Origin of the sequence: Bacteroides ilei (assembly GCF_900128495.1) — a bacterium.
GTDB lineage: Bacteria > Bacteroidota > Bacteroidia > Bacteroidales > Bacteroidaceae > Phocaeicola > Phocaeicola ilei.
Window position 1 is genome coordinate 2,985,610 of record NZ_LT635801.1, and the last position, 20,824, is coordinate 3,006,433.

At 41.7% G+C, this 20,824-nt stretch carries 17 protein-coding genes and 1 tRNA gene; 3 read left to right on the top strand and 15 right to left on the bottom strand.

Annotated elements, in window-relative coordinates; genetic code table 11:
* Nucleotides 1–5: 5 nt before the first annotated feature.
* A complete protein-coding gene (locus BQ7489_RS12675; protein WP_072531296.1) occupies nucleotides 6–1,646 on the top strand; it encodes a RagB/SusD family nutrient uptake outer membrane protein in 1,641 nt (546 codons plus the stop codon).
* A gap of 132 nt (nucleotides 1,647–1,778) precedes the next feature.
* Here the strand turns inward: BQ7489_RS12675 and mutS are convergent, their stop codons facing one another.
* Nucleotides 1,779–4,379, bottom strand: coding sequence for a DNA mismatch repair protein MutS (gene mutS, locus BQ7489_RS12680; protein ID WP_072532185.1), 2,601 nt, complete (start codon nucleotides 4,377–4,379; stop codon nucleotides 1,779–1,781).
* A gap of 173 nt (nucleotides 4,380–4,552) precedes the next feature.
* Between mutS and BQ7489_RS12685 the strand changes: the two genes are divergently transcribed.
* Entirely contained in the window at nucleotides 4,553–5,059 is a 507-nt protein-coding gene (locus BQ7489_RS12685) for a flavin reductase family protein (RefSeq protein ID WP_072531297.1), read from the top strand.
* 54 nt (nucleotides 5,060–5,113) lie between these two features.
* Here BQ7489_RS12685 and BQ7489_RS12690 read toward each other — a convergent pair.
* Nucleotides 5,114–5,184 (bottom strand) — tRNA-Gln (locus BQ7489_RS12690).
* A 121-nt stretch (nucleotides 5,185–5,305) separates the two neighbouring features.
* On the opposite strand from BQ7489_RS12690, the gene BQ7489_RS12695 reads away from it, so the two are divergent.
* Nucleotides 5,306–8,551, top strand: coding sequence for a S41 family peptidase (locus tag BQ7489_RS12695; RefSeq protein ID WP_072531298.1), 3,246 nt, complete (start codon nucleotides 5,306–5,308; stop codon nucleotides 8,549–8,551).
* 226 nt (nucleotides 8,552–8,777) lie between these two features.
* Here the strand turns inward: BQ7489_RS12695 and BQ7489_RS12700 are convergent, their stop codons facing one another.
* The 13 genes from BQ7489_RS12700 to metK form a co-directional block, all read right to left on the bottom strand.
* On the bottom strand, nucleotides 8,778–9,815 hold the full coding sequence (locus BQ7489_RS12700) for a Ppx/GppA phosphatase family protein (RefSeq protein ID WP_072531299.1): 1,038 nt from the start codon (nucleotides 9,813–9,815) through the stop codon (nucleotides 8,778–8,780).
* A gap of 11 nt (nucleotides 9,816–9,826) precedes the next feature.
* On the bottom strand, nucleotides 9,827–11,893 hold the full coding sequence (locus BQ7489_RS12705; RefSeq protein ID WP_072531300.1) for an RNA degradosome polyphosphate kinase: 2,067 nt from the start codon (nucleotides 11,891–11,893) through the stop codon (nucleotides 9,827–9,829).
* A gap of 91 nt (nucleotides 11,894–11,984) precedes the next feature.
* Complete coding sequence (locus tag BQ7489_RS12710; protein WP_072531301.1) at nucleotides 11,985–13,103, bottom strand: glycosyltransferase family protein; 1,119 nt, start codon at nucleotides 13,101–13,103, stop codon at nucleotides 11,985–11,987.
* Nucleotides 13,100–13,918, bottom strand: a complete 819-nt coding sequence (locus BQ7489_RS12715) for a UDP-2,3-diacylglucosamine diphosphatase (RefSeq protein ID WP_072531302.1) — start codon at nucleotides 13,916–13,918, stop codon at nucleotides 13,100–13,102. Before BQ7489_RS12715 ends, BQ7489_RS12710 begins: the two co-directional genes overlap by 4 nt.
* 147 nt (nucleotides 13,919–14,065) lie before the next feature.
* Entirely contained in the window at nucleotides 14,066–14,257 is a 192-nt protein-coding gene (locus tag BQ7489_RS12720) for a HicB family protein (RefSeq protein ID WP_072531303.1), read from the bottom strand.
* 139 nt (nucleotides 14,258–14,396) lie between these two features.
* Entirely contained in the window at nucleotides 14,397–15,689 is a 1,293-nt protein-coding gene (tyrS, locus tag BQ7489_RS12725; protein WP_072531304.1) for a tyrosine--tRNA ligase, read from the bottom strand.
* An 83-nt stretch (nucleotides 15,690–15,772) separates the two neighbouring features.
* The gene (locus BQ7489_RS12730; protein WP_072531305.1) at nucleotides 15,773–16,408 is read right to left on the bottom strand and encodes a TatD family hydrolase; all 636 of its coding nucleotides are present in this window, start codon (nucleotides 16,406–16,408) and stop codon (nucleotides 15,773–15,775) included.
* A 14-nt stretch (nucleotides 16,409–16,422) separates the two neighbouring features.
* A complete protein-coding gene (yidD, locus tag BQ7489_RS12735; RefSeq protein ID WP_072531306.1) occupies nucleotides 16,423–16,644 on the bottom strand; it encodes a membrane protein insertion efficiency factor YidD in 222 nt (73 codons plus the stop codon).
* Nucleotides 16,641–17,036, bottom strand: a complete 396-nt coding sequence (rnpA, locus tag BQ7489_RS12740) for a ribonuclease P protein component (RefSeq protein ID WP_072531307.1) — start codon at nucleotides 17,034–17,036, stop codon at nucleotides 16,641–16,643. Before rnpA ends, yidD begins: the two co-directional genes overlap by 4 nt.
* A gap of 102 nt (nucleotides 17,037–17,138) precedes the next feature.
* Nucleotides 17,139–17,885: a uroporphyrinogen-III synthase gene (locus BQ7489_RS12745; RefSeq protein WP_072531308.1), complete on the bottom strand. Its 747-nt coding sequence runs from the start codon at nucleotides 17,883–17,885 to the stop codon at nucleotides 17,139–17,141.
* A gap of 4 nt (nucleotides 17,886–17,889) precedes the next feature.
* Nucleotides 17,890–18,699, bottom strand: a complete 810-nt coding sequence (locus BQ7489_RS12750) for a DUF4271 domain-containing protein (protein ID WP_072531309.1) — start codon at nucleotides 18,697–18,699, stop codon at nucleotides 17,890–17,892.
* Complete coding sequence (locus tag BQ7489_RS12755) at nucleotides 18,696–19,283, bottom strand: LOG family protein (RefSeq protein ID WP_072531310.1); 588 nt, start codon at nucleotides 19,281–19,283, stop codon at nucleotides 18,696–18,698. Before BQ7489_RS12755 ends, BQ7489_RS12750 begins: the two co-directional genes overlap by 4 nt.
* A gap of 140 nt (nucleotides 19,284–19,423) precedes the next feature.
* Complete coding sequence (gene metK, locus BQ7489_RS12760; RefSeq protein WP_072531311.1) at nucleotides 19,424–20,716, bottom strand: methionine adenosyltransferase; 1,293 nt, start codon at nucleotides 20,714–20,716, stop codon at nucleotides 19,424–19,426.
* Nucleotides 20,717–20,824: the final 108 nt, after the last annotated feature.

The window sequence follows — 20,824 nt, forward strand, 5'->3', positions numbered from 1 at the left end:
AAATTATGTTTAGATTAAGAAATATTTTATGGCTTGGCTTCTTATCATTGGCTTTGTTTTCATGTGAAGATTATCTTGATACTCCACCTGTAGATACTTTAGGAACAGAAAATTTCTATAAGACGGCGGCTCAGTCAGAACAGGCTATTGTCGGTATTTATGCTGATTTGAGGGATGTCCATAATGAAACTTATTTATATATGTCGGAATGTCGTTCGGATAATGCCTGGACAAATCCACGTCCGGACGGACTACGTGATTATGCCGAAATAGGCGCATTTAGGGCGAATGATGAATTGGCGACTTTTAATGACGCATGGAATACCTGGTATAAGCTGATTTATGATGCGAATGTTGCTTTAAGTAAAATTCCAGGATGTACCTTCAATGATGAGAAGGTTAAGCAACAGTTTATTAATGAGGCTCATTTCTTGAGAGGATGGGCATATTTTGAACTGGCACGTTTATTTGGTAATATTCCAATGGTAGTCCAACCTGTTTCCCCCGCTGAAATCAAGACGATAGGCCAGTCGTCAGCCCGCGAGATTATCGATCAGGTAGTGATTCCAGATTTGAAGGAAGCCTTGAATTTACCTTATACTGAAAAGATGCTCGATTCAAACGGTAATTCTATTTCTACTCAGGGCCGCGCTGACAAGATGGCTGCAACGGCGATGCTTGCACGGGTATACATGACATTGACTGGATTTCCTTATAATGATAATTCGGCGAAGTCTGAGGCTAAAAAATATTTGCAGGAGGTATTGGATTATTCAAAAAGTAACGGTGATAAATTCTGGGCTCCGACATTAGATGAATGGAGAAAACAATGGATTCCAAGTACTGACTATTATAATAAATATTCGATTTTTGCCATTCAGTATCGTGCAGGAGGTAGTGGTAATCCGGCGTTATTCAATTATACGGCGCAACTCCCTCCTTCTTATACCGACCAGCGTTTTTTCAGTAATCAGATTTATGTGGAAAAGAGTCTGGAATATGAATTTGAACGGACTTTCTCAAACGGACAGAAAGATGGTCGCGGTGAGGGCTTTTCAACTTTGATAGGTTTTGAAAAAGAAGGTAATACCCAGGCATATACGAATGATAAAGATTTTGTAACAGTCGATGGTCAAAATGTAGAAGTATATACCAAAACCATGATTTATAAGTATCTCCCTACCAAACGGAAGATAGCAGCTTTAGGAATGTCCTTGAATCCGGAAGAAAATATGTTGGATTATAATGACTGGCCAGTCAACTATCCGGTATTGCGTCTGGAGGATATGATGTTACTGTATGCCGAACTTTTGGCTGACGAGGGTAATGTAACTGAAGCCATGTCTTATGTCAATAAAATCCGTGAGCGTGCCGGTTGTGATCCTGAAACAGCTTCCAGTAAGGATGAGGCTTTGAAATACATCAAGCGTGAACGTAGAATCGAATTAATGGGTGAAGGTATACGTTGGTTTGACCAGATACGTTATGGGACATGGAAACAGGATATTTGTGACATGTTCGACCGTTATCATAATCCGGATGGTATGGATAAGGCCAATGTGAAAGACGGATATTATCTCTATCCTATTCCATTGAACCAGATAAATGTAACTCCCGGATTATATAAGCAGAATGCGGATTATTGATAAAATGATGTCTATGGCGGTTCAGGTTAATTTTAAAGAGGTTTGAAAATTATCTTGAGCAGTTAAAAATTAATATAAAAAGAGTCCTATCAAACTCTATTCGGGTAATGATAGGACTCTTTTCCATTTGGCTTACTTCCCTCCTACTATTTTTTTTATTTCATTGAGTTTGTTCAGTGCTTCAATTGGTGTAAGGGTATTTATGTCCAAATGAAGAATTTCGTCACGTATCTGGCATAGCACAGGATCGTCGAGTTGGAAGAAACTGAGTTGTACTCCATCCGTTTGCGATGTTTTTGATGACGATATTTTGTTACGGGTAGAAGAAGAAATGCCTTCTTGCCTGTTTTCTTTTTCCAGTTGGTGTAGAATTTCATCGGCACGTTTGACTATCGATTTAGGCATTCCGGCCATACGGGCTACATGGATACCGAAAGAATGTTCGCTTCCTCCCCTCTCCAGTTTACGGAGGAAAATAACTTTGTTGTCTATCTCTTTTACAGATACATTGTAATTCTTGATGCGGGGGAAGATTTCTTCCATATCGTTCAGTTCATGATAATGGGTGGCGAACAGTGTTCGGGCTCTTGCACGTTTATGCTCATGTATGTGTTCTACAATGGCCCAGGCAATGGAGATGCCGTCGTATGTAGATGTTCCTCTCCCCAGTTCGTCGAAGAGTACAAGGCTATGCGGAGACAGGTTATTCAGGATATTGGCAGCTTCATTCATTTCTACCATGAAGGTGGATTCACCTACCGAAATGTTATCACTAGCTCCTACACGGGTAAAGATTTTGTCGACCAGACCGATATGTGCACTTTCTGCCGGGACAAAACAACCTATCTGTGCTAATAAGGTTATGAGCGCTGTTTGACGGAGCAATGCGGATTTGCCGGCCATATTGGGACCTGTAATGATAATGATCTGCTGTGTTTCCGTATCCAGATATACATCGTTTGCTATGTATTTTTCTCCTACCGGCAATTGTTTCTCAATTACGGGATGACGTCCTTGCCTGATGTCCAGAATATCGTCATCGGCCACGACCGGACGGATGTACCGGTTTGCTTTTGCTATATTGGCAAAAGAAAGGAGGCAGTCAAGACGGGCTATTTGGGTAGCGTTTATCTGGATGGCAGGGATGAACTCGGACAGCTCTCCTACCAGTTCGTTGTAAAGGCGTGTTTCCAGAATCAGGATTTTGTCTTCCGCTCCCAGAATTTTTTCTTCATACTCTTTCAGTTCTTGGGTGATGTAACGTTCTGCATTGACCAGTGTCTGTTTGCGTATCCAGTTGGACGGTACTTTATCTTTGTGGGCATTTCTAACTTCAATGTAGTATCCAAATACATTGTTATAAGCTATCTTCAAGCTTGGAATGCCGGTCAGTTCACTTTCACGTTGTTGGATTTGCAACAAATAGTCTTTGCCCGAATAAGAGATATGACGTAATTCGTCCAGTTCTTCATTGACTCCATCTGCAATCACTCCTCCTTTATTTACCAGTAACGGTGGGTCATTGTTTATTTCTTTGGCAATCTTGTCACGGATAGATACACAAAGGTTGAGTTGTTCTCCGATACGGCGCAAACTTTCATTTTCGGCGTTCAGGCAAGCGTTTTTAATGGGCTCAATGGCCTGTAAGGCTACTTTAAGTTGCACCACTTCTCTCGGCGAGATCCGTCCCACGGCAGCTTTGGATATTATACGTTCCAGGTCACCTATCAGATGCAGTTTTTCCTCAATAAAGTCCTTGAATTCGGGTTCACGGAAAAAATATTCCACAACGTCCAGCCGTTCGTTGATAGGTTTCACGTCCTTTAGAGGAAAAACGATCCAGCGTTTGAGCATACGAGCTCCCATCGGGCTGATGGTGTGGTCAATGACATCGAGCAGGCTGGTTCCACCCTCGTTCATGCTGGTGAGCAATTCCAGACTACGTACTGTAAATTTATCCAGCCTTACATAACGGTCTTCTTCAATACGTGCCAATGACGTGATATGACTGATTTGGTAATGCTGTGTCATATCCAGGTATTGTAGAATGGCTCCAGCGGCAATGATACCGTTTTTCAGGTGTTCTACACCGAATCCTTTCAAGTTCTTTGTTTCGAAATGTTTCAGTAGTTTTTCGCGTGCCGAAGCTTCTGTAAATATCCAGTCATCCAGTTCGAATGTGAAGAATTTGTTTCCGAAGTTACCTTCGAACATCGGTTTTTTGCCGCGTTCGAACAATACTTCCTTGGGAGCGAAATTATTCAAAAGTTTATCTATGTAGTCGAAAGGACCTTCGGCCGTGAGAAATTCACCGGTGGATATATCCAGAAATGCTATACCACAGGCATTTTTCCCGAAATGGATGGCAGCCAGGAAATTGTTTTCTTTGTATGACAGTACATTGTCGCTAATGGCTATACCGGGAGTGACCAATTCAGTGATACCGCGCTTTACCAGTTTTTTAGTTGTTTTCGGATCTTCCAGTTGGTCGCAAATGGCTACACGACGTCCTGCACGGATTAATTTAGGTAGGTATGTGTCAAGTGCATGATGAGGGAAACCGGCCATTTCTACGGTCTTGCTTTGTCCGTTGGCGCGTTTGGTCAGTGTAATTCCCAATATTTCGGAAGCTGTTACGGCATCTTCCGAATAGGTTTCATAAAAGTCTCCACAACGGAACAGCATGATTGCATCGGGGGGTTTGGCCTTCAAATCAAAATATTGTTTCATCATGGGGGTCAATACCACATCATTATCTTTAGCCACAATTATGTCCTTTCTTCTTTTTTAGTTTTGAATAAACGGTTTAACAGAGCAAAGATACTTTAAAAAAGTGGGAATGGGAGTATACACAAGCAGAATAAAATGTGTATTTTCGTGAAATTGTTTAATGATAAAATTGTGATATGAAAGAATTGAAAGTCTCGGATCTGAAAGATAACATGTTCAATGCTATCGGTGATGAATGGATGTTGGTTACCGCCGGAACTCCGGAGAAGTTTAATATGATGACTGCCAGTTGGGGAGGTGTCGGTGTCTTGTGGGCAAAACCTGTCGCTTTTATTTTTATCCGTCCGGAGCGTTATACGTATGAGTTCATTGAGAACGGTGACGGTGTTACTCTTTCTTTTTTAGGTGAAGAACATAAAGGGATACATAGTATTTGTGGAGCCCGTTCGGGACGTGACATTGACAAAGTTGAGGCCACAGGCTTGAAACCGTTCGTTACAGCCGGTGGGAATATCGGCTATGAGCAGGCACGTATGGTTCTGGAGTGTAGAAAACTTTATGCTGATATGATTGATCCTGAAAATTTTATAGACAAATCATTGGTTTCACGTTGGTATGGTGGGGAGCATGGCAATTTCCATAAAATGTATGTCCTTGAAATAGAGCATGTATGGGTTAAATGAAAAGATAATACATAAAAAAAGCCCTGAAAATATGATTCTCAGGGCTTTTTTATGTTGGACTACCAGGATTCGAACCTGGACAAACAGAACCAAAACCTGTTGTGCTGCCATTACACCATAGTCCAAACATTAATCGTTTTCCTCAGAAAACGCTGCAAAGATAAATGTTTTCGTTGATATATTCCAAATCTTTTTTAGTTTTTTTTCTTTATCACTATCTTTGTGATAGGTATTAAAGATGAGTTTATGAAAAAGTTTTTATTGAGTTTGGTTTTGGGGGCAGGCGCTGTTTCCGGATGGGCTTTTACTCCACTTTGGATGCGTGACGTCCAGATTTCCCCTAATGGTGAAGAAATTGTGTTTTGTTACAAAGGCGATATCTATAAAGTGAAATCGTCTGGAGGTGAAGCGGTTCGTCTTACTTCCCAGGAATCGTATGAAGCCAATCCGATATGGTCGCCTGATGGTAGCCAGATTGCTTTTGCAAGTGACCGTTACGGTAATTTTGATCTTTTTGTCATGTCGTCTGAGGGAGGAACGGCCAGACGTCTGACAACAAATTCCGTTTCGGAGATACCTTCCACTTTTACTCCCGACGGGAAGTATGTGGTCTTCTCTGCTGCTATCCAGGATCCGGCGTCCAGTGCGTTGTTTCCGAAAACTTCGATGACAGAACTTTATAAGGTTCCGGTAGAAGGTGGAAGGACCGGACAGATTTTGGGGACTCCGGCAGAAATGGTATGTTACAGTCATTCGGGTAATTTTTTCTTATATCAGGATCAGAAAGGAGTAGAAAGCGAATGGCGTAAGCATCATACATCTTCCATTACCCGTGACGTATGGATGTATGATACGGCCAGTGGCAAACATACAAACTTGACGAACCGTCCGGGTGAGGACCGTAATCCTGTTTTGAGTCCGGATGGAAAGAGTGTGTATTTCTTGAGTGAACGTGATAACGGTTCTTTTAATGTATATAGCTTTCCGCTGGATGAGCCAAACCGTGTCAGCCAGATAACCCGATTTAAGACAAATCCTGTACGCTTCCTTTCTATAAGCGGAAACGGTAGGCTTTGTTATACATATGACGGTGAAATATATACCCAGACGGTGGATGGACAACAACAGAAGGTGACGGTTTCGTTAACCCGTGATGATGTAGATTTGCCTAAGTCGTTGAGCTTTACCCGGGGAGCTACTGAGGCTGTCGTTTCTCCCGATGGAAAACAGGTAGCTTTCATTATCCGTGGTGAAGTGTTTGTCACTTCGGTAGAATATGGTACTACTAAACAGATAACCCATACTCCGGCAGCTGAAAAGGGACTTTCATTCGGAGCAGATAACCGTACATTGGTATATGCCAGCGAACGTGACGGAAGATGGGGGTTATATACAGCTAGGATTGTACGTAAGGAGGATCCTAATTTTCCTAATGCTACTTTGATTGAAGAAGAAGCTTTGATTCCTTCCAAAGACGTTGACCGTGCTTTCCCTAAATTTTCTCCCGACGGTAAGGAAGTGGCCTTCATTGAAGGTCGTACTAAACTGATGGTGGTGAATATGGCCAGTAAACAGATTCGTCAGGTGACCGATGGTTCTACCTGGTACAATCTTTCAGGGGGATTTGATTATAACTGGTCTCCTGACAGTAAATGGTTTACATTGGAATTTATAGGTAATAAACATGATCCGTATTCTGATGTAGGACTTGTTCGTGCCGACGGTAAGGAGCCGATTGTCAATCTGACCAATAGCGGTTACACCAGCGGTTCTGCACGTTTTGTTATGGATGGCAATGCCATCTTGTTTACGACCGAGCGTTATGGTATGCGTAATCATGCTTCATGGGGTTCTTTGAATGATGTTATGCTGGTGTTCTTAAATCAGGATGCCTTTGATAGATATCGTTTGAGTGAAGAAGACTATGAGTTGCAGAAGGAACTCGAAAAGGAACAGGAAAAGTCTGCCGGTAAGAATGAGAAGGATTCCAAGAAAAAAGAAGATAAAAAGGCCGGTGAAAACAAAGTAAAGGACATAGTTGTTGAACTGGACGGAATTGAAGACCGGATAGTCCGTGTTACTCCGAATTCTTCTCGGTTAGGTGCTGCTATTCTTTCGGAAGACGGGGAAAAGCTTTATTATATGTCAGCTTTTGAAGGTGGGCTTGATATGTGGAAAATGGATCTCCGTAAGCATGAAACTAAACTGTTGCATAAAATGGACGCCGGCTGGGCCAATCTTGAAATGGATAAGGACGGTAAGAATATCTTTATTTTAGGAAGCAGCAAAATGCAGAAAATGGAGGTAGCTTCTGAAAAACTTGAACCGATTACTTACAAGGCTGAGATGAAACTTGATCTGGCGGCCGAACGTGAATATATGTTTGATAATGTATGCCGGGAAGAAAAGGCCCGTTTCTATAATGTGAATATGCATGGAGTTGATTGGGATTCCATGACTGCCATTTATCGTAAGTTCCTCCCTCATATCAATAATAATTATGATTATGCAGAAATGCTGAGTGAATTGTTGGGTGAATTGAATGTGTCTCATACCGGAGGACGTTTCTATCCGACTTTGAAATCGGACGAGACCGGTAATTTGGGACTTTTATATGACTGGAATTATGACGGTGATGGATTGCGTGTGGCTGAAGTTGTAGAGAAAGGTCCGTTCAACCATAAGAACAGTCGTGTAAAGGAAGGCACAATCATTGAAAAAATAGATGGGACGCCTGTTACAGCCAATATGGATTATGATGTTCTGTTGAATGGAAAAGTCGGGGTCAAGACTCTTGTTTCGCTGTATGATCCTCAAAGTAAGCAACGTTGGGAGGAAGTGGTGAAACCTATTACCCGTGCAGCACTGAATGATTTGCTATATACCCGTTGGGTAAAGCAACGTGCCGCTGATGTCGAGAAATGGTCGGGTGGCCGGTTGGGTTATGTCCATATCGAATCAATGGGTGATGAAAGTTTCCGTACTGTCTATTCTGATATTTTGGGTAAATATAATAACTGTGAAGGTATAGTTATCGATACTCGTTTTAATGGAGGTGGCCGTTTGCATGAGGATATTGAAGTTTTGTTCAGCGGCAAGAAATATTTGACTCAGGTAATCCGTGGCCGTGAAGTCTGTGATATGCCTAGCCGTCGCTGGAACAAGGCTTCTATCATGTTACAGTGTGAGGCTAATTATTCGAATGCGCATGGTACTCCATGGGTCTATAGACATAAGAATATAGGTAAATTGGTTGGTGCTCCTGTGCCTGGTACTATGACTACGGTCAATTGGGTACGTATGCAGGATCCTACATTGGTGTTCGGCATTCCGGTTACCGGATATCGCTTGGCAGACGGAACATATTTGGAAAACAAGCAGTTGGATCCTGATATTTATGTATTGAATTCTCCAGAAACGATTGTTAAAGGAGAAGATACACAGCTGAAGGCTGCAGTAGATGAACTGCTGAAAGAATTGGATAATAAATGATAAGGACATGATGTTTTGTCCTGAATAAAATAAATCCTGTTTTTTTATATGGAAATATAAAAAGGCAGGATTTATATGTTTTCGGTAGATGGAACTTCTGTTATATAGATTATATTGTCGGATTTTATAAGATGACTGCTTTCAGAAATAGAAAAGGACCGGAGGAAATTTTTCCTGCGGTCCTTGTATGAATCAGAAGTTTGAGATTGCTTGTCCTTGACGGACTTTATTGTTTTTCAGTTGTCGTATCTATAGGTTTGGCTTTTTTCCCTTTATCCTTTTCGCTCTTCTTTTTGTCTTTTTTGTTTGTCTTAGACCCTGGAGTTTCTTCTTGTTCATAAGAAACCTTCAGCTTTTCCTGATTGCGGAGGTAAAGGTCATCGATTATACCGTCTGAAAGTCCTATGACCGGAACATATATGTATTCCGAGCCGAGAATACCGGCAATGGTCAGGAAAATGTCGCCGGCAGGTACAATAACGTCGGCACGGTCACTTTTCAAATCGTATTGTTTTATACGTTCTTCTACCGTCAGTGCCTTCAGCTTTTGATGTATTTCATTCAGGCTGTTTACTGTTATACGTAGCTGTTTCTTATCCTTTTTTTCAACCAGTCGGTAAAGTTTGTTTATATTACCTCCCGAACCGATTATATTGGCTTTAGGATAGGATTGGGCCAGTTCGGTCAGATCATTCTTCATACGTTCCCATTCGCTTTCCTTGACTGCGTTATTCAGGATGCGGACTGTCCCTATGTTATATGAACGGCTGCACACCAGTTCTCCTTGTGATAACAGGTTGATTTCCGTGCTTCCACCACCTACATCTACATACATATAATTTCCGGTGCGGTCTTTCATGTATTCAATGTGGTTGTTATATACAATTTTCGCCTCTTCCTGTCCGTCGATAATCTCTATATGGATTCCTGTTTTCTTTTCTATGTTTTTAATGATTTCGGGACCGTTTTTAGCGTCACGCATAGCCGATGTGGCACATGCTCTGTAATCCTCAACATCATATATCTTCATCAGATGGTTGAAAGCCTTCATCAGCCTGATCATATTTTTTTCTCTCTGTTCAGAGATCTTTCCCATAGCGAATACATCAAATCCTAGACGCAGTGGGACACGCAGCATCAGGACTTTGGAAAAACTGGCTTTATCCCCTCCTTCTTCTACTTTTTTAATCAATAACCGTACAGCATTTGAACCAATATCAATGGCTGCATAATTGATTTCACAGATATGTGTATCTATTGTCATTAGTTTAATATTTAATCCTTTTCATTTTCAGATAAATAGTGGTTGTAGAGTGCTTCTTGTGAACGGAAAGGAGTTTCTTCTTCCGTATTGCGGAAAAGGTTTTCCCCAGTGCCGTCTACAATCCGTCCTTGCAGTGTGTCATTTAGTCCATATTCAACTATTCTTTTCATTTCCTCTTTGATTTCCGGATCATTGACAGGGGTGATTACTTCAACACGGTTATCGAGGTTACGTGGCATCCAGTCGGCCGAACCGATGAATACCTTTTCTTCACCTCCTGCTGCAAATACAAAAATACGTGAATGTTCCAGATAACGGTCGATAATTCCTGTAATAGTGATATTATCGCTTACTCCTGGTATACCTGTAACCAATGAACAGTTTCCACGCACCAGCAAATCTATCTTTACACCGGCCTGGGACGCTTCGTATAGCTTGTTGACCATGATCGGATCTGTGATATGGTTGATCTTTATCTTTATGTAAGCTGGTTTTCCGGCTTTTTTGTTCTTTATTTCAGTATTGATCAGATTGACAAACTTGTTTTTCATTTCATTGGGTGATACCAGGAGTTCTTTGAATCTGATCGGACTGTATGGACGTTCGATAAAGTCGAATACAGCATTCACATCTTTCACTACCCGTGGAGACGCCGTCATCAGTATGCAGTCGGTATAAGAACGTGCATTCCCTTCGTGAAAATTACCGGTGCTGATGCAGGCTATGTCTGGACCTATTTTTGTCTTGATATGAGTAATCTTGGAATGAACCTTCAATCCTTCTACCCCGAAAATGACCTTTACTCCGGCATCCTGCATTTTCTTTGACCAGTTGATGTTTGACGCTTCATCAAACCGTGCCAGGAGTTCAATGACTACTGTTACTTTCTTACCGTTACGGGCAGCTGCAATCAAGGCTTTTACCACTTTCGATTCTTTGGCCAACCGGTACAAGGTAATTTTGATACTTGTTACCTGTTTGCTTACGGCAGCTTCCTGTAATACGCGGATAAATGAATCGAAACTATGATATGGAACATGAATGAATCTGTCTTTTTGCTGGATTTTTGCTATCAGACTTTCCGGTCCGTCAAGTTCTTTCTTCAGGATTGGATTCCAGACCGGATATTTCAGGTCTTTTCTTCCACAATCCGGAAACTTCATGAAGTCTTTATGATTCTGGTATCTTCCACTGCTTATGACGGTATCCAGATTATCCAGGTCCATTTTTTTCAAGACTCGTTTCAACAGGTCTTTAGGCATTCTTGAGTCATAGATAACGCGTAAAGGTTCGCCTCTCCGGCGGCTTTTTACACCTTTCGATATTTTCTGTAAGGTACCGGCACGCAAATCGTTGTCAATTTCCATTTCCGCATCGCGGGTAAATTTAAAGGCATATGCTTCAAATTTTGTGTATCCTAACCCTTCGAATACTAGTGGCAGGCAGCAACGGATAGCATCGTCCAGATACATCAGATAGCTTTTTCCGTCATTGTCCGGCAGGCGGATAAAACGTCCAGTCTGGTTTATAGGGAGTTCAAGAAATGCATAGTCAGTAGCGGCTTTGGCATTTTCTTTCCCGACTTTAACCGCCAAGTAAATGTTTTCATCGTTCTCAAAATCAAAGTATTTGATGGCAGAAAACCAGATGGGAGTAATGGAGCCGTTCAGTTCCTTCTTATAGAAGGATTGTATGAACATCTGTTGGTCAGGAGTTACTTCCGAGTCATTTACCAGATAGATATTTTCTTTACGGAGTTCATCGGTAATGTTATGTACAGCCTCTTCGTATAGCTTTACGTAATTGGCATTTATCTTGCTGATATGTTTAAGCAGTTTCTTTGCATGTTCACTTTCACGGGCGGTCGATTTGTCTGTACATTCGGCAATACGGCTTTGTGTTGCAATACGTACCCGGAAAAATTCGTCCAGGTTATTTGAATATATACCTAAAAAGGCCATACGTTCCAAAAGAGGGACATGCGGCCTTAAAGCTTCCTGCAGGATGCGTCGATTGAAATACATCCAGCTGATATCTCTTTCCAGATAGGGGAATTCTTTTTTCTTTTTCTGTATCATCACAAACTTCTTTTTTTGCAAAATAAGAAGTTTATTGTTACAAAAGTATTACAGAATCATAAAAAGATGAAATATTTTTGTAATCAGGGAATTAGATAAATTCTTCAACCATATACATTTGTTCTTCGGGCGATATGCTACCTATGTTTTCAAGTTCGTTTAGGATTATATATCCGGCAGAACGTACCCAATACTGGAATTGTAGGTTAGGCTTGTATCCGGCTGTAAAATCCAGTAGTTTTTCCAGATTGAAATTGTTGTCGGATATGCCGGCTCCGTTCTGTACCGCATCATATGCGTTACATTCCTGTTCGATGTGTGCCGGTACCATCAGAATCGGTTTTCCCAGATACATGGCCTCACATATGGATTCGAATCCGGCTGTACTGGCATATGCTTTGCAACCGGACATCTGCTTCAGAAAATTTACATCATCCAGTTGGTAGAAAGATAATGTATCGTCAATTTTTGTAATTGGTTCTTTGTCCCAACGGTCCCAAAAGAAACGTAGGGGAATGTCTGGACGTTTGTTATGCCATTCATAGATGCTTCTTGAAAATCCGGAGTTGACCATGTATCCGTGTATATAGTTTCCCTGTGTGGTTTCCAGTTGGAAAACTTCTTGTCGCAACAGAGGGGGAACGACACATATGTTGTGTCTTTTGTCGGGATTCATACCTTTGAATGAAAGTGCCAGACGTTTACTTGCGCCGATAGATGTTATGCGTGAAAAGAGGTTCAGACAGAAAAGTTGTGCCTTTTTTTCTGTCGGTAGTTTGAAATCCTTATGGAGGAAGAGATATTGATGACCGATACAGATATGTGGAACTGCAGGACGGTAAAAAAGATATGTCAGTCCGGTTATCAGTTCATAGAAGTTGATGACTATGTCGGCATGACTTTCTTTGATACGTTCATTGATAAAACGCATACTTTCGGCATATTCAGGCAGTTTTATCAGGTTGAACAGAAAACTTCTTGACAAGTCGGCCCGTTGGTTGGCTTGGGTAGGTAGAAAGTTTGGACTGAGGAATTGCCGGATGGGAGCTTTGATGCTTCGGTTAAAGAATCCTGGCAGTCTTCGGAATTCACTTTTCCCTACCAGAACCTCTACAACATGGTGTCCGTTATCGGTAAGCAGTTTTTCCATGGATATGGCTTGTGTGAGATGACCTCTTCCCTCACCTTGCACAACGAATAATATTTTCATGATGCAGCTGAAATTAGGGTTAATACAGTGCTGTTCTCGTATTCATGGCTCATCTCTTGGGTATAGAAGAAAACATTCCAGTTTCCGTCTTTATCTTCAGTAAGAGCCGACATGGTTTCAACCCAGTCACCGGAATTCAGATAATGGATGTTGCCAATCATTTTATTTTCTGGATGGTGGATATGTCCGCAAATTACGCCCTCACATTCACGTGAGCGGGCAAAATCTACCAATACATTCTCGAAATCGGATATATATGAAACAGCGGTCTTTACTTTTTGTTTGATTTCCTGTGACAGTGAATAATAAGGCTTGCCTTGTTTAATTCTCCATTGGTTGTATTTGCTGTTCATCCATAGCAGAAAGGTATATCCTAAATCACCTAACTTGGCAATCCATTTCATTTGTGTGGTTACACGGTCAAAAATGTCACCATGTGTGACGAAATAATGCTTTCCATTACTTTCCAATATATATTCTTTGACGATTTTCAGATTGGCGAATTGCAGAGGTGCCAGATTGTCCAGAAAATCATCATGGTTTCCCCGTACGTAGATAACTTCCGTATTGTGCTTTTCCATCATTTTCATGATGATTTTGAAGAAACGTGTATGTTCGGCTTTCCATTTTCCGGTACCGAACTTTTGAAGGCTCCATCCGTCTATGATGTCACCGTTGAGAATGAGACGGTCGCAATTTACATGGCTTAAGAAATCGCTTATTTGGTTGATTTTTGAATGGCTTGTCCCTAAATGTATATCCGACAAGACAATTGTCCGGTAACTGCATCTGTTTGTGAATTCTTTTTTTTCCATAGTTTGGGTAGAAAGATATTAGTGTCCGTTTTGATATAGATTATATCCCAGATAAAAAAGATATAGACTGGCTATCAGGAGCATAAGTAGACTTACGCTGTAAGCCTTTAGATTTCCGATTGATAATTTAAGTTTCATTTGTCTGATTTAGGCTATATCTTCAATTTTATATATGGCATATACTTCATCGAAGTATTCATCGGCTACAACCTGAAGGTTGGTCAGGGCTTCTTCTGCGCTTTCACCATAAGCGCAGCATTGTTCATGTGAAATCAGGTAAGCGTAGTATTCTCCACTTGCCGTACATCCTACAGCATATTGGTCTCCAAATATTTCCATAATAGTTTTTTTAACTACCCGAAAGTCGTAATATGTTATTACATAACGATGTACAGAATATTACTATTTTTTTACAGATAAAAAAAGAGACTGCTTTATATCTGAAGCAGTCTCTTTGAAGTATTGATAATTCAGTTGATTATTTCGCTATAATCAGGTAGTAGTTTTTCTTTCCACGTTGAACCAGCAGATATTTTTCATCCAGCAAATCGGCTGTTGTGATGATTTGGTCGAAAGCGGACAGTTTTTCTTTGTTTAGCGAAACACCGCCTCCTTGGGTAAGTTTGCGCATTTCACCTTTTGAAGGGAATATGGAAGCTTTTTCTGTAAACAAGTCGACAGCTTTGATTCCTGTTTCAATTTCTGATCTGGAAATCTCAAACTGAGGTACTCCTTCAAAGACAGATAACAATGTGTCTTCATCCAGTTTCTTTAATGCTTCTGAAGTGGAGTTTCCGAACAGAATACCCGATGCTTCTACTGCTGCATTGTAGTCTTCTTCTGAATGTACCATGATGGTTACTTCCTTGGCCAAACGTTTCTGCAATGTACGCAGATGTGGAGCCTGGTCGTGTTCTGCTGTCAATGCTTCAATTTCTTCCTTGCTTAACGAGGTGAAGATTTTGATATAACGTTTGGCATCATCATCACTTACATTGAGCCAGAACTGATAAAATTTATATGGGGAGGTATATTTCGGATCCAGCCATACATTTCCGGATTCGGTCTTACCGAATTTGGTTCCATCAGCTTTAGTGATTAGCGGACAAGTGAGTGCATATACTTCACCTCCATTGGTACGGCGAATCAGTTCGGCACCTGTCGTGATGTTGCCCCATTGGTCGGAACCACCTAATTGCAATTTACAGTTTTTAGTCTCATACAAGTGAAGGAAGTCATATCCCTGTAACAGCTGGTATGTGAATTCTGTAAATGACAGACCATCGCGTGCTTCACCGTTCAAACGTTTCTGGACAGAATCTTTAGCCATCATATAGTTGACTGTAATATGTTTTCCCACAGTGCGGGCAAAGTCAAGGAAGGTGAAGTCTTTCATCCAGTCATAATTGTTTACCAGTTCTGCCTTGTTGGGAGCGTCGGATTCGAAATCAAGGAATTTACCCAACTGTTTTTTGATACATTCCTGGTTATGGCGTAATGTCTCTTCATCCAGCAGATTTCTTTCTTGGGATTTTCCTGATGGGTCGCCGATCATTCCGGTTGCACCGCCTACCAAAGCGATAGGCTTATGTCCGCAGCGTTGGAAATGACGTAACATCATGATACCGCACAAATGGCCGATGTGCAGTGAATCGGCTGTCGGGTCAAAACCCAAGTAAGCTGTTACCATTTCTTTCTGCAGTAATTCTTCCGTGCCTGGCATCATGGTATGTAACATACCGCGCCATGTAATTTCTTCTACAAAGTTCATCGAATGATATATGTTATTTTATGTTATGATTTGATTTCTTGAATGACAGGCAAAAATACGATTCTTTATCTGAATAACCAACTTTATAGGTTAAAAAAGAGGCTGTTAATCGTTTTCTGTAAGCTTCCTTGCAGACTTTCTGCTGTTACGTTACGTATGTCTGCCGCTTGTCTGTACAATGTCTTTATATCTATGCTACTTTCATCTGTTTCCAGTAAAAAAGTATTGCTGGGTACCGATGCCAATGCTTCCGGTTGGTATTTTGCCCCGAAAGAGAGATATAACCCTTGTTTTACCAGACTTTGGGCCAGTTCTTTTTTCCCTCGGAATCCGTGGATGATCCATGGGATTGTAGGATGTATCTTTTGTTTGAAAGCAATGATTTCATTGTAGCTTTTTACGGCATGTATGATGAGGGGCAGGTGATATTGTTCCGCCTGTCTACAGGTAAAGGAGAAAGCTTCTTCCTGTATGTGGAAAGGCGTACTGCAGAGTTTGTCGAGTCCGCTTTCTCCTAGAGCAATGGTGCGGGAATCTTCCAGCTTGTCTATAAGCCATCGTTGTTGCAATGGGAGATTTTCTTCCGTAAGATACCAGGGATGGATACCTGCCGATATATAGACAGCTTCTTCCGGAATGGGGCTGCCATACATGCAACCGTTTATAATGGCGGTATCGTATGGCTGTGACAAATGGTGTGTATGGATATCCAGTAACATATATGATAAGGAGATTAGGGGACCGGATCATATCCGGAACCGCCCCAGGGATGGCATCGGAGTATACGGCGGATTGCCAGATAAAGTCCTTTTATAGGCCCATGTTTCTTAATCGCTTCTATGGCGTATTGTGAACATGTCGGCGTAAAACGGCATGAGGGAGGGGTAAATGGTGAAATACAGTTCCGGTAAAAGTAAATCGGAATCAGAAGCAAATATGTAAGCAATTTCTTCATTGCATACGTTCGGCTGTAAGTTGGAGCAGTTTCTTAACCTTTTCTTCTACTTCGGCTGTAGGATAGATATTGTTGTCCAACCAGATAAAGGCAATGACAGCCTGTTTGCCGCAGGCTTTTAACGGATCGGTCAGAAGGGATTTGTTCTTGCGGTATGCTTCACGAATCTGACGTTTGACGAGATTGCGCTTGACGGCACGTTTGAAGCGTTTCTTTGGAACACTGATCAGTACCGATACACAAGGAAAGCGGTCGTTCTCTATCGGCATATAGACAATGCGTAAAGGAAAAGCTGGCAATGACCTGCTTCCACCTGAAAACAGCTTTTCAATGAGAATCAGGCTGTTCAGACGTTCTGCTTTTGACAATGTGTGCTTTTCCGACTCTGCCATATATGGAGTTTATAAAAATAGAATCATCCGGTATAAGGCGGATCCTTGAAAACATGTGTATTTAAAGGATCTTACTTTATACCGAATGATATAAATACAATGTTATTTGTTGTGTTCACGGATGAATTGGTCCAATGCCGCAGGCATTGAGGGGGCTGCTACGGTAGGAGCTTCAAGATCCAGACGTAGGCCTGCATCCTTGACTGCTTTGGCAGTAGTAGGTCCGAAGCTGCCTATAGCTATATCTTTCTGTTCAAATCCTGGGAATTTCTTCATCAATGACTGGATACCGGCAGGACTGAAAAAGATCAGCATGTCATAGTCAAATTTTTCTTCCGGTGTGAAGTCATTGCTTACCGTACGGTACATGACAGCTTCAGTGTGTTGGAGTTTGTTCTTGTCGAGGAGGTTCTTTACCTCATCATTGTGAACGTCCGACATCGGTATGAAATATTTCTCAGTGTTATGCTTCAGCATGACAGGAATCAGATCTGCAAATTTACCTGTAGCTCCAAAGAAAACTTTACGTTTACGGTATTGTACATATTTCTGGATGTAGAGTGCAATTGTTTCCGATGTACAGAAATATTTCATTGTTTCCGGAATGGTTACGCGTAATTCGGCGCAAAGACTAAAGAAATGGTCTATGGCATGGCGTGAAGTGAATACTACAGCAGTATGATCCAAGATAGAAACTTTTTGTTGTCTGAATTCTTTTGCTGGCAGACTCTCTACTTTAATAAACGGGCGAAAATCTATTTTCACGCCGTATTTCTCAGCGATATCATAATAAGGTGACTTTTCTGAAGTAGGTTTAGGCTGAGATACGAGAACTTTCTTTATCTTCAAGGTATTAAAAAATTAAAATCAAAAAAATATTTAAACGAACCAACCCTTTCCATAATAGGATTAAGGGGATGATTTCGAGGGCACAAAAGTACACAATAAAATGGATAAAACCATGAAAATGATAAAAAAAGTTCCTAAAGCATTTATAAAATAACAATATTTTAGCTAAAAATAAAATAATTAGAATGAGATAGTTACCTTTATTGTAACCGATTTCGGAATAGATGATCAGTAAAACGGCAGGAAACAGCAGTAGACTGATTCCTCCTGTCGTGTTGAAATAGAACTGGATCCAGGTCTTATGTTTTTCCTTATCAAAAAATATCCAGTCTATGAAACGGTACATGCTCCATTTGATCCCGATGTATAGAAGTATAATGGAAATATAGATTCCCAAAGCTATTCCATGTGGTACTATTTTGTTGAGTAATACATTGGTATGTATAAAGTAATTGAAAAGATAGATACCGGACGAAATGCTGGTTACCAAGATAAGTGTGAAAATGTAGCGGGAATTGGTGTTTACTATCTCATCGAACAGACTGGTCCGTTCCTTATGGGCAAATAGGCTTTTGATGTGTTGTGCCAGGTATTTTTTGCAGTTCTTCAGTGCGTAGGTCAGAAATAGGAAGCAGAGTATGACGGTTCCGTTGATTATGTTGTCTGAACAGAGCGTATAGGGTAAGGGTTCACCCTGCATACCGGTCTTTTGGCTTACCTGTATGCTTTTCTGCAGAGCAGCTTGCAGTTCCTGCTGCTGTTTCTGCATCTGAGTGTCTATGAATTTAATTCCTATACGGCTCTGGTTGCTCATATTGCGGCAAATTTACGAATTTCTTTATCCCATATGGGGGTTGTATATAACATATTTATCGCTTCTTCCGGCGTAAAGGCTACTTGCCATATGTTTCCGTGTTCCGGTCGCATGAAATTCTGTTCAATGGCTCTTTTAAGCATTTCCAGAAGCGGATCATAAAATCCGTTGGTATTCAGTATGACGATGGGTTTCAGGTAGAGGGCCAGTTGTTTCCACGTAATGATTTCCAGCAGTTCTTCCATTGTTCCGCATCCGCCGGGAAGGGCTATGATGCCGTCCGACATATCAGCCATTAATTGTTTTCGTTCATGCATGTCTTTGGTCTCTATCAGCTGGGTCAGGCCTTTGTGGTGCCAGTTCTGTTCTATCATGAAATGAGGGATGATGCCGGTTACGGTTCCACCGGCTTCGAGTGTGGCGTCACTGATTTTACACATCAGTCCTAACCTGCCTGCTCCATTGATCAGGTTGATGCCTTTCCGGGCAAGCAGATGACCCAGTTCTTCAGCTGCCTGAAAATAGATACGGTTTATTTTAGTGCTTGATGCACTGTATACACATACGTTTTTTATATCATTCATGGTGGTTCTGTTTTTTCGGTTGCAAAGGTACGGATAAAATGGAGATTTCTGAAAAGAAAACATGCCATGAATGGCGTTCCGTTCTGTTCCGGATCGTTTCATGGCATGTCTTTATATCAGAATATTCGGCGGTTTCCGGATCAAAGTCCGAATGCTGCCTTCACTTTGTCTACATAATCCAGCTTTTCCCATGTGAACAGTTCGACTTCGACATCCTTGTTTCCTTCATATGCCGATTCGAAATGCTTGGTGACCACTTGTGGAGTACGTCCCATATGACCATAAGCAGCAGTTTCACTATAAATAGGGTTACGCAGTTTCAGACGCTGTTCGATAGCGGCCGGACGCATGTCGAAAATTTCGTCTACTTTCTTGGCTATTTCGCCGTCGGTCATGTTTACATGACTGCGTCCGTAGGTATTTACGTAGATATTGATCGGACGGGCTACTCCGATAGCATACGATACCTGTACCAGTACTTCGTCGGCTACACCTGCTGCTACCAGATTCTTAGCGATATGCCGTGCTGCATACGCTGCACTGCGGTCTACCTTGCTGGGATCTTTGCCCGAGAAGGCACCGCCACCATGTGCGCCTGCACCTCCATAAGTATCTACGATGATTTTACGTCCGGTCAGTCCTGTATCCCCGTGAGGGCCTCCGATAACGAATTTTCCGGTCGGATTCACGAAATATTTGATCTGGTCATTGAAGAGCTTCAATACTTCCGGGTTGTGTATTTCTGCGATGACACGTGGCATCAGGATTTCAATGACGTCTTTCCGTATCTGTGCAAGCATGGCTTCGTCGGCCTTTGCCTGAGCTTCAGGCGTATTGTTTTCCGGCTGGATGAATTCATCGTGTTGGGTAGAGACTACGATGGTATCGATACGTACCGGACGGCGGTTATCATCGTATTCGATGGTGACCTGACTCTTTGAATCCGGGCGGAGATAAGTCATTACTTTGTCTTCCCGGCGGATTTCGGCCAGAACCATCAACAGTTTATGTGCCAGGTCGAGTGAGAGAGGCATATAGTTTTCGGTTTCGTTGGTGGCATAACCGAACATCATGCCTTGGTCACCTGCGCCTTGGTTCATCGGGTCTTCACGTTCAACCCCACGGTTGATATCAGGGCTTTGTTCGTGAATAGCCGAGAATACACCGCAAGAATTACCCTCGAACATATATTCGCTCTTGGTATAACCGATTTTGTTGATCACTTCGCGGGCTACACGCTGTAAGTCGATGTAGGCTTTGGTTTTCACTTCTCCTGCCAGTACTACCTGTCCGGTAGTTACCAATGTTTCGCAAGCTACTTTCGAACTGGGGTCGTATGCCAACAGTTTGTCAAGCACAGCGTCGGAAATCTGATCCGCCACTTTGTCGGGGTGTCCTTCAGACACCGATTCGGATGTGAATAAGTATCCCATGTTACCTTAAAATTAGAAATGTTTTATTGATTGTTTTTATCCGTGTACGGATAAGAGTAGAAGGTTTCCTCAAGAAATTGATCTGTGTTTTAGCATTTTTTTCCGTGG

Excerpts from the sequence above, each read along its gene's own strand:
- BQ7489_RS12685 (WP_072531297.1), top strand. The coding sequence starts at position 4,553 with ATGAAAGAATTGAAAGTCTCGGATCTGAAAGATAACATGTTCAATGCT.
- tyrS (WP_072531304.1), bottom strand. The coding sequence starts at position 15,689 with ATGAACTTTGTAGAAGAAATTACATGGCGCGGTATGTTACATACCATG.
- BQ7489_RS12700 (WP_072531299.1), bottom strand. The coding sequence starts at position 9,815 with ATGACAATAGATACACATATCTGTGAAATCAATTATGCAGCCATTGAT.
- BQ7489_RS12675 (WP_072531296.1), top strand. The coding sequence starts at position 6 with ATGTTTAGATTAAGAAATATTTTATGGCTTGGCTTCTTATCATTGGCT.
- BQ7489_RS12730 (WP_072531305.1), bottom strand. The coding sequence starts at position 16,408 with ATGTTACTGGATATCCATACACACCATTTGTCACAGCCATACGATACC.
- metK (WP_072531311.1), bottom strand. The coding sequence starts at position 20,716 with ATGGGATACTTATTCACATCCGAATCGGTGTCTGAAGGACACCCCGAC.
- yidD (WP_072531306.1), bottom strand. The coding sequence starts at position 16,644 with ATGAAGAAATTGCTTACATATTTGCTTCTGATTCCGATTTACTTTTAC.
- BQ7489_RS12695 (WP_072531298.1), top strand. The coding sequence starts at position 5,306 with ATGAAAAAGTTTTTATTGAGTTTGGTTTTGGGGGCAGGCGCTGTTTCC.
- BQ7489_RS12750 (WP_072531309.1), bottom strand. The coding sequence starts at position 18,699 with ATGAGCAACCAGAGCCGTATAGGAATTAAATTCATAGACACTCAGATG.
- BQ7489_RS12720 (WP_072531303.1), bottom strand. The coding sequence starts at position 14,257 with ATGGAAATATTTGGAGACCAATATGCTGTAGGATGTACGGCAAGTGGA.
- BQ7489_RS12705 (WP_072531300.1), bottom strand. The coding sequence starts at position 11,893 with ATGATACAGAAAAAGAAAAAAGAATTCCCCTATCTGGAAAGAGATATC.
- BQ7489_RS12715 (WP_072531302.1), bottom strand. The coding sequence starts at position 13,918 with ATGGAAAAAAAAGAATTCACAAACAGATGCAGTTACCGGACAATTGTC.
- rnpA (WP_072531307.1), bottom strand. The coding sequence starts at position 17,036 with ATGGCAGAGTCGGAAAAGCACACATTGTCAAAAGCAGAACGTCTGAAC.
- mutS (WP_072532185.1), bottom strand. The coding sequence starts at position 4,379 with ATGATGAAACAATATTTTGATTTGAAGGCCAAACCCCCCGATGCAATC.
- BQ7489_RS12710 (WP_072531301.1), bottom strand. The coding sequence starts at position 13,103 with ATGAAAATATTATTCGTTGTGCAAGGTGAGGGAAGAGGTCATCTCACA.
- BQ7489_RS12755 (WP_072531310.1), bottom strand. The coding sequence starts at position 19,283 with ATGAATGATATAAAAAACGTATGTGTATACAGTGCATCAAGCACTAAA.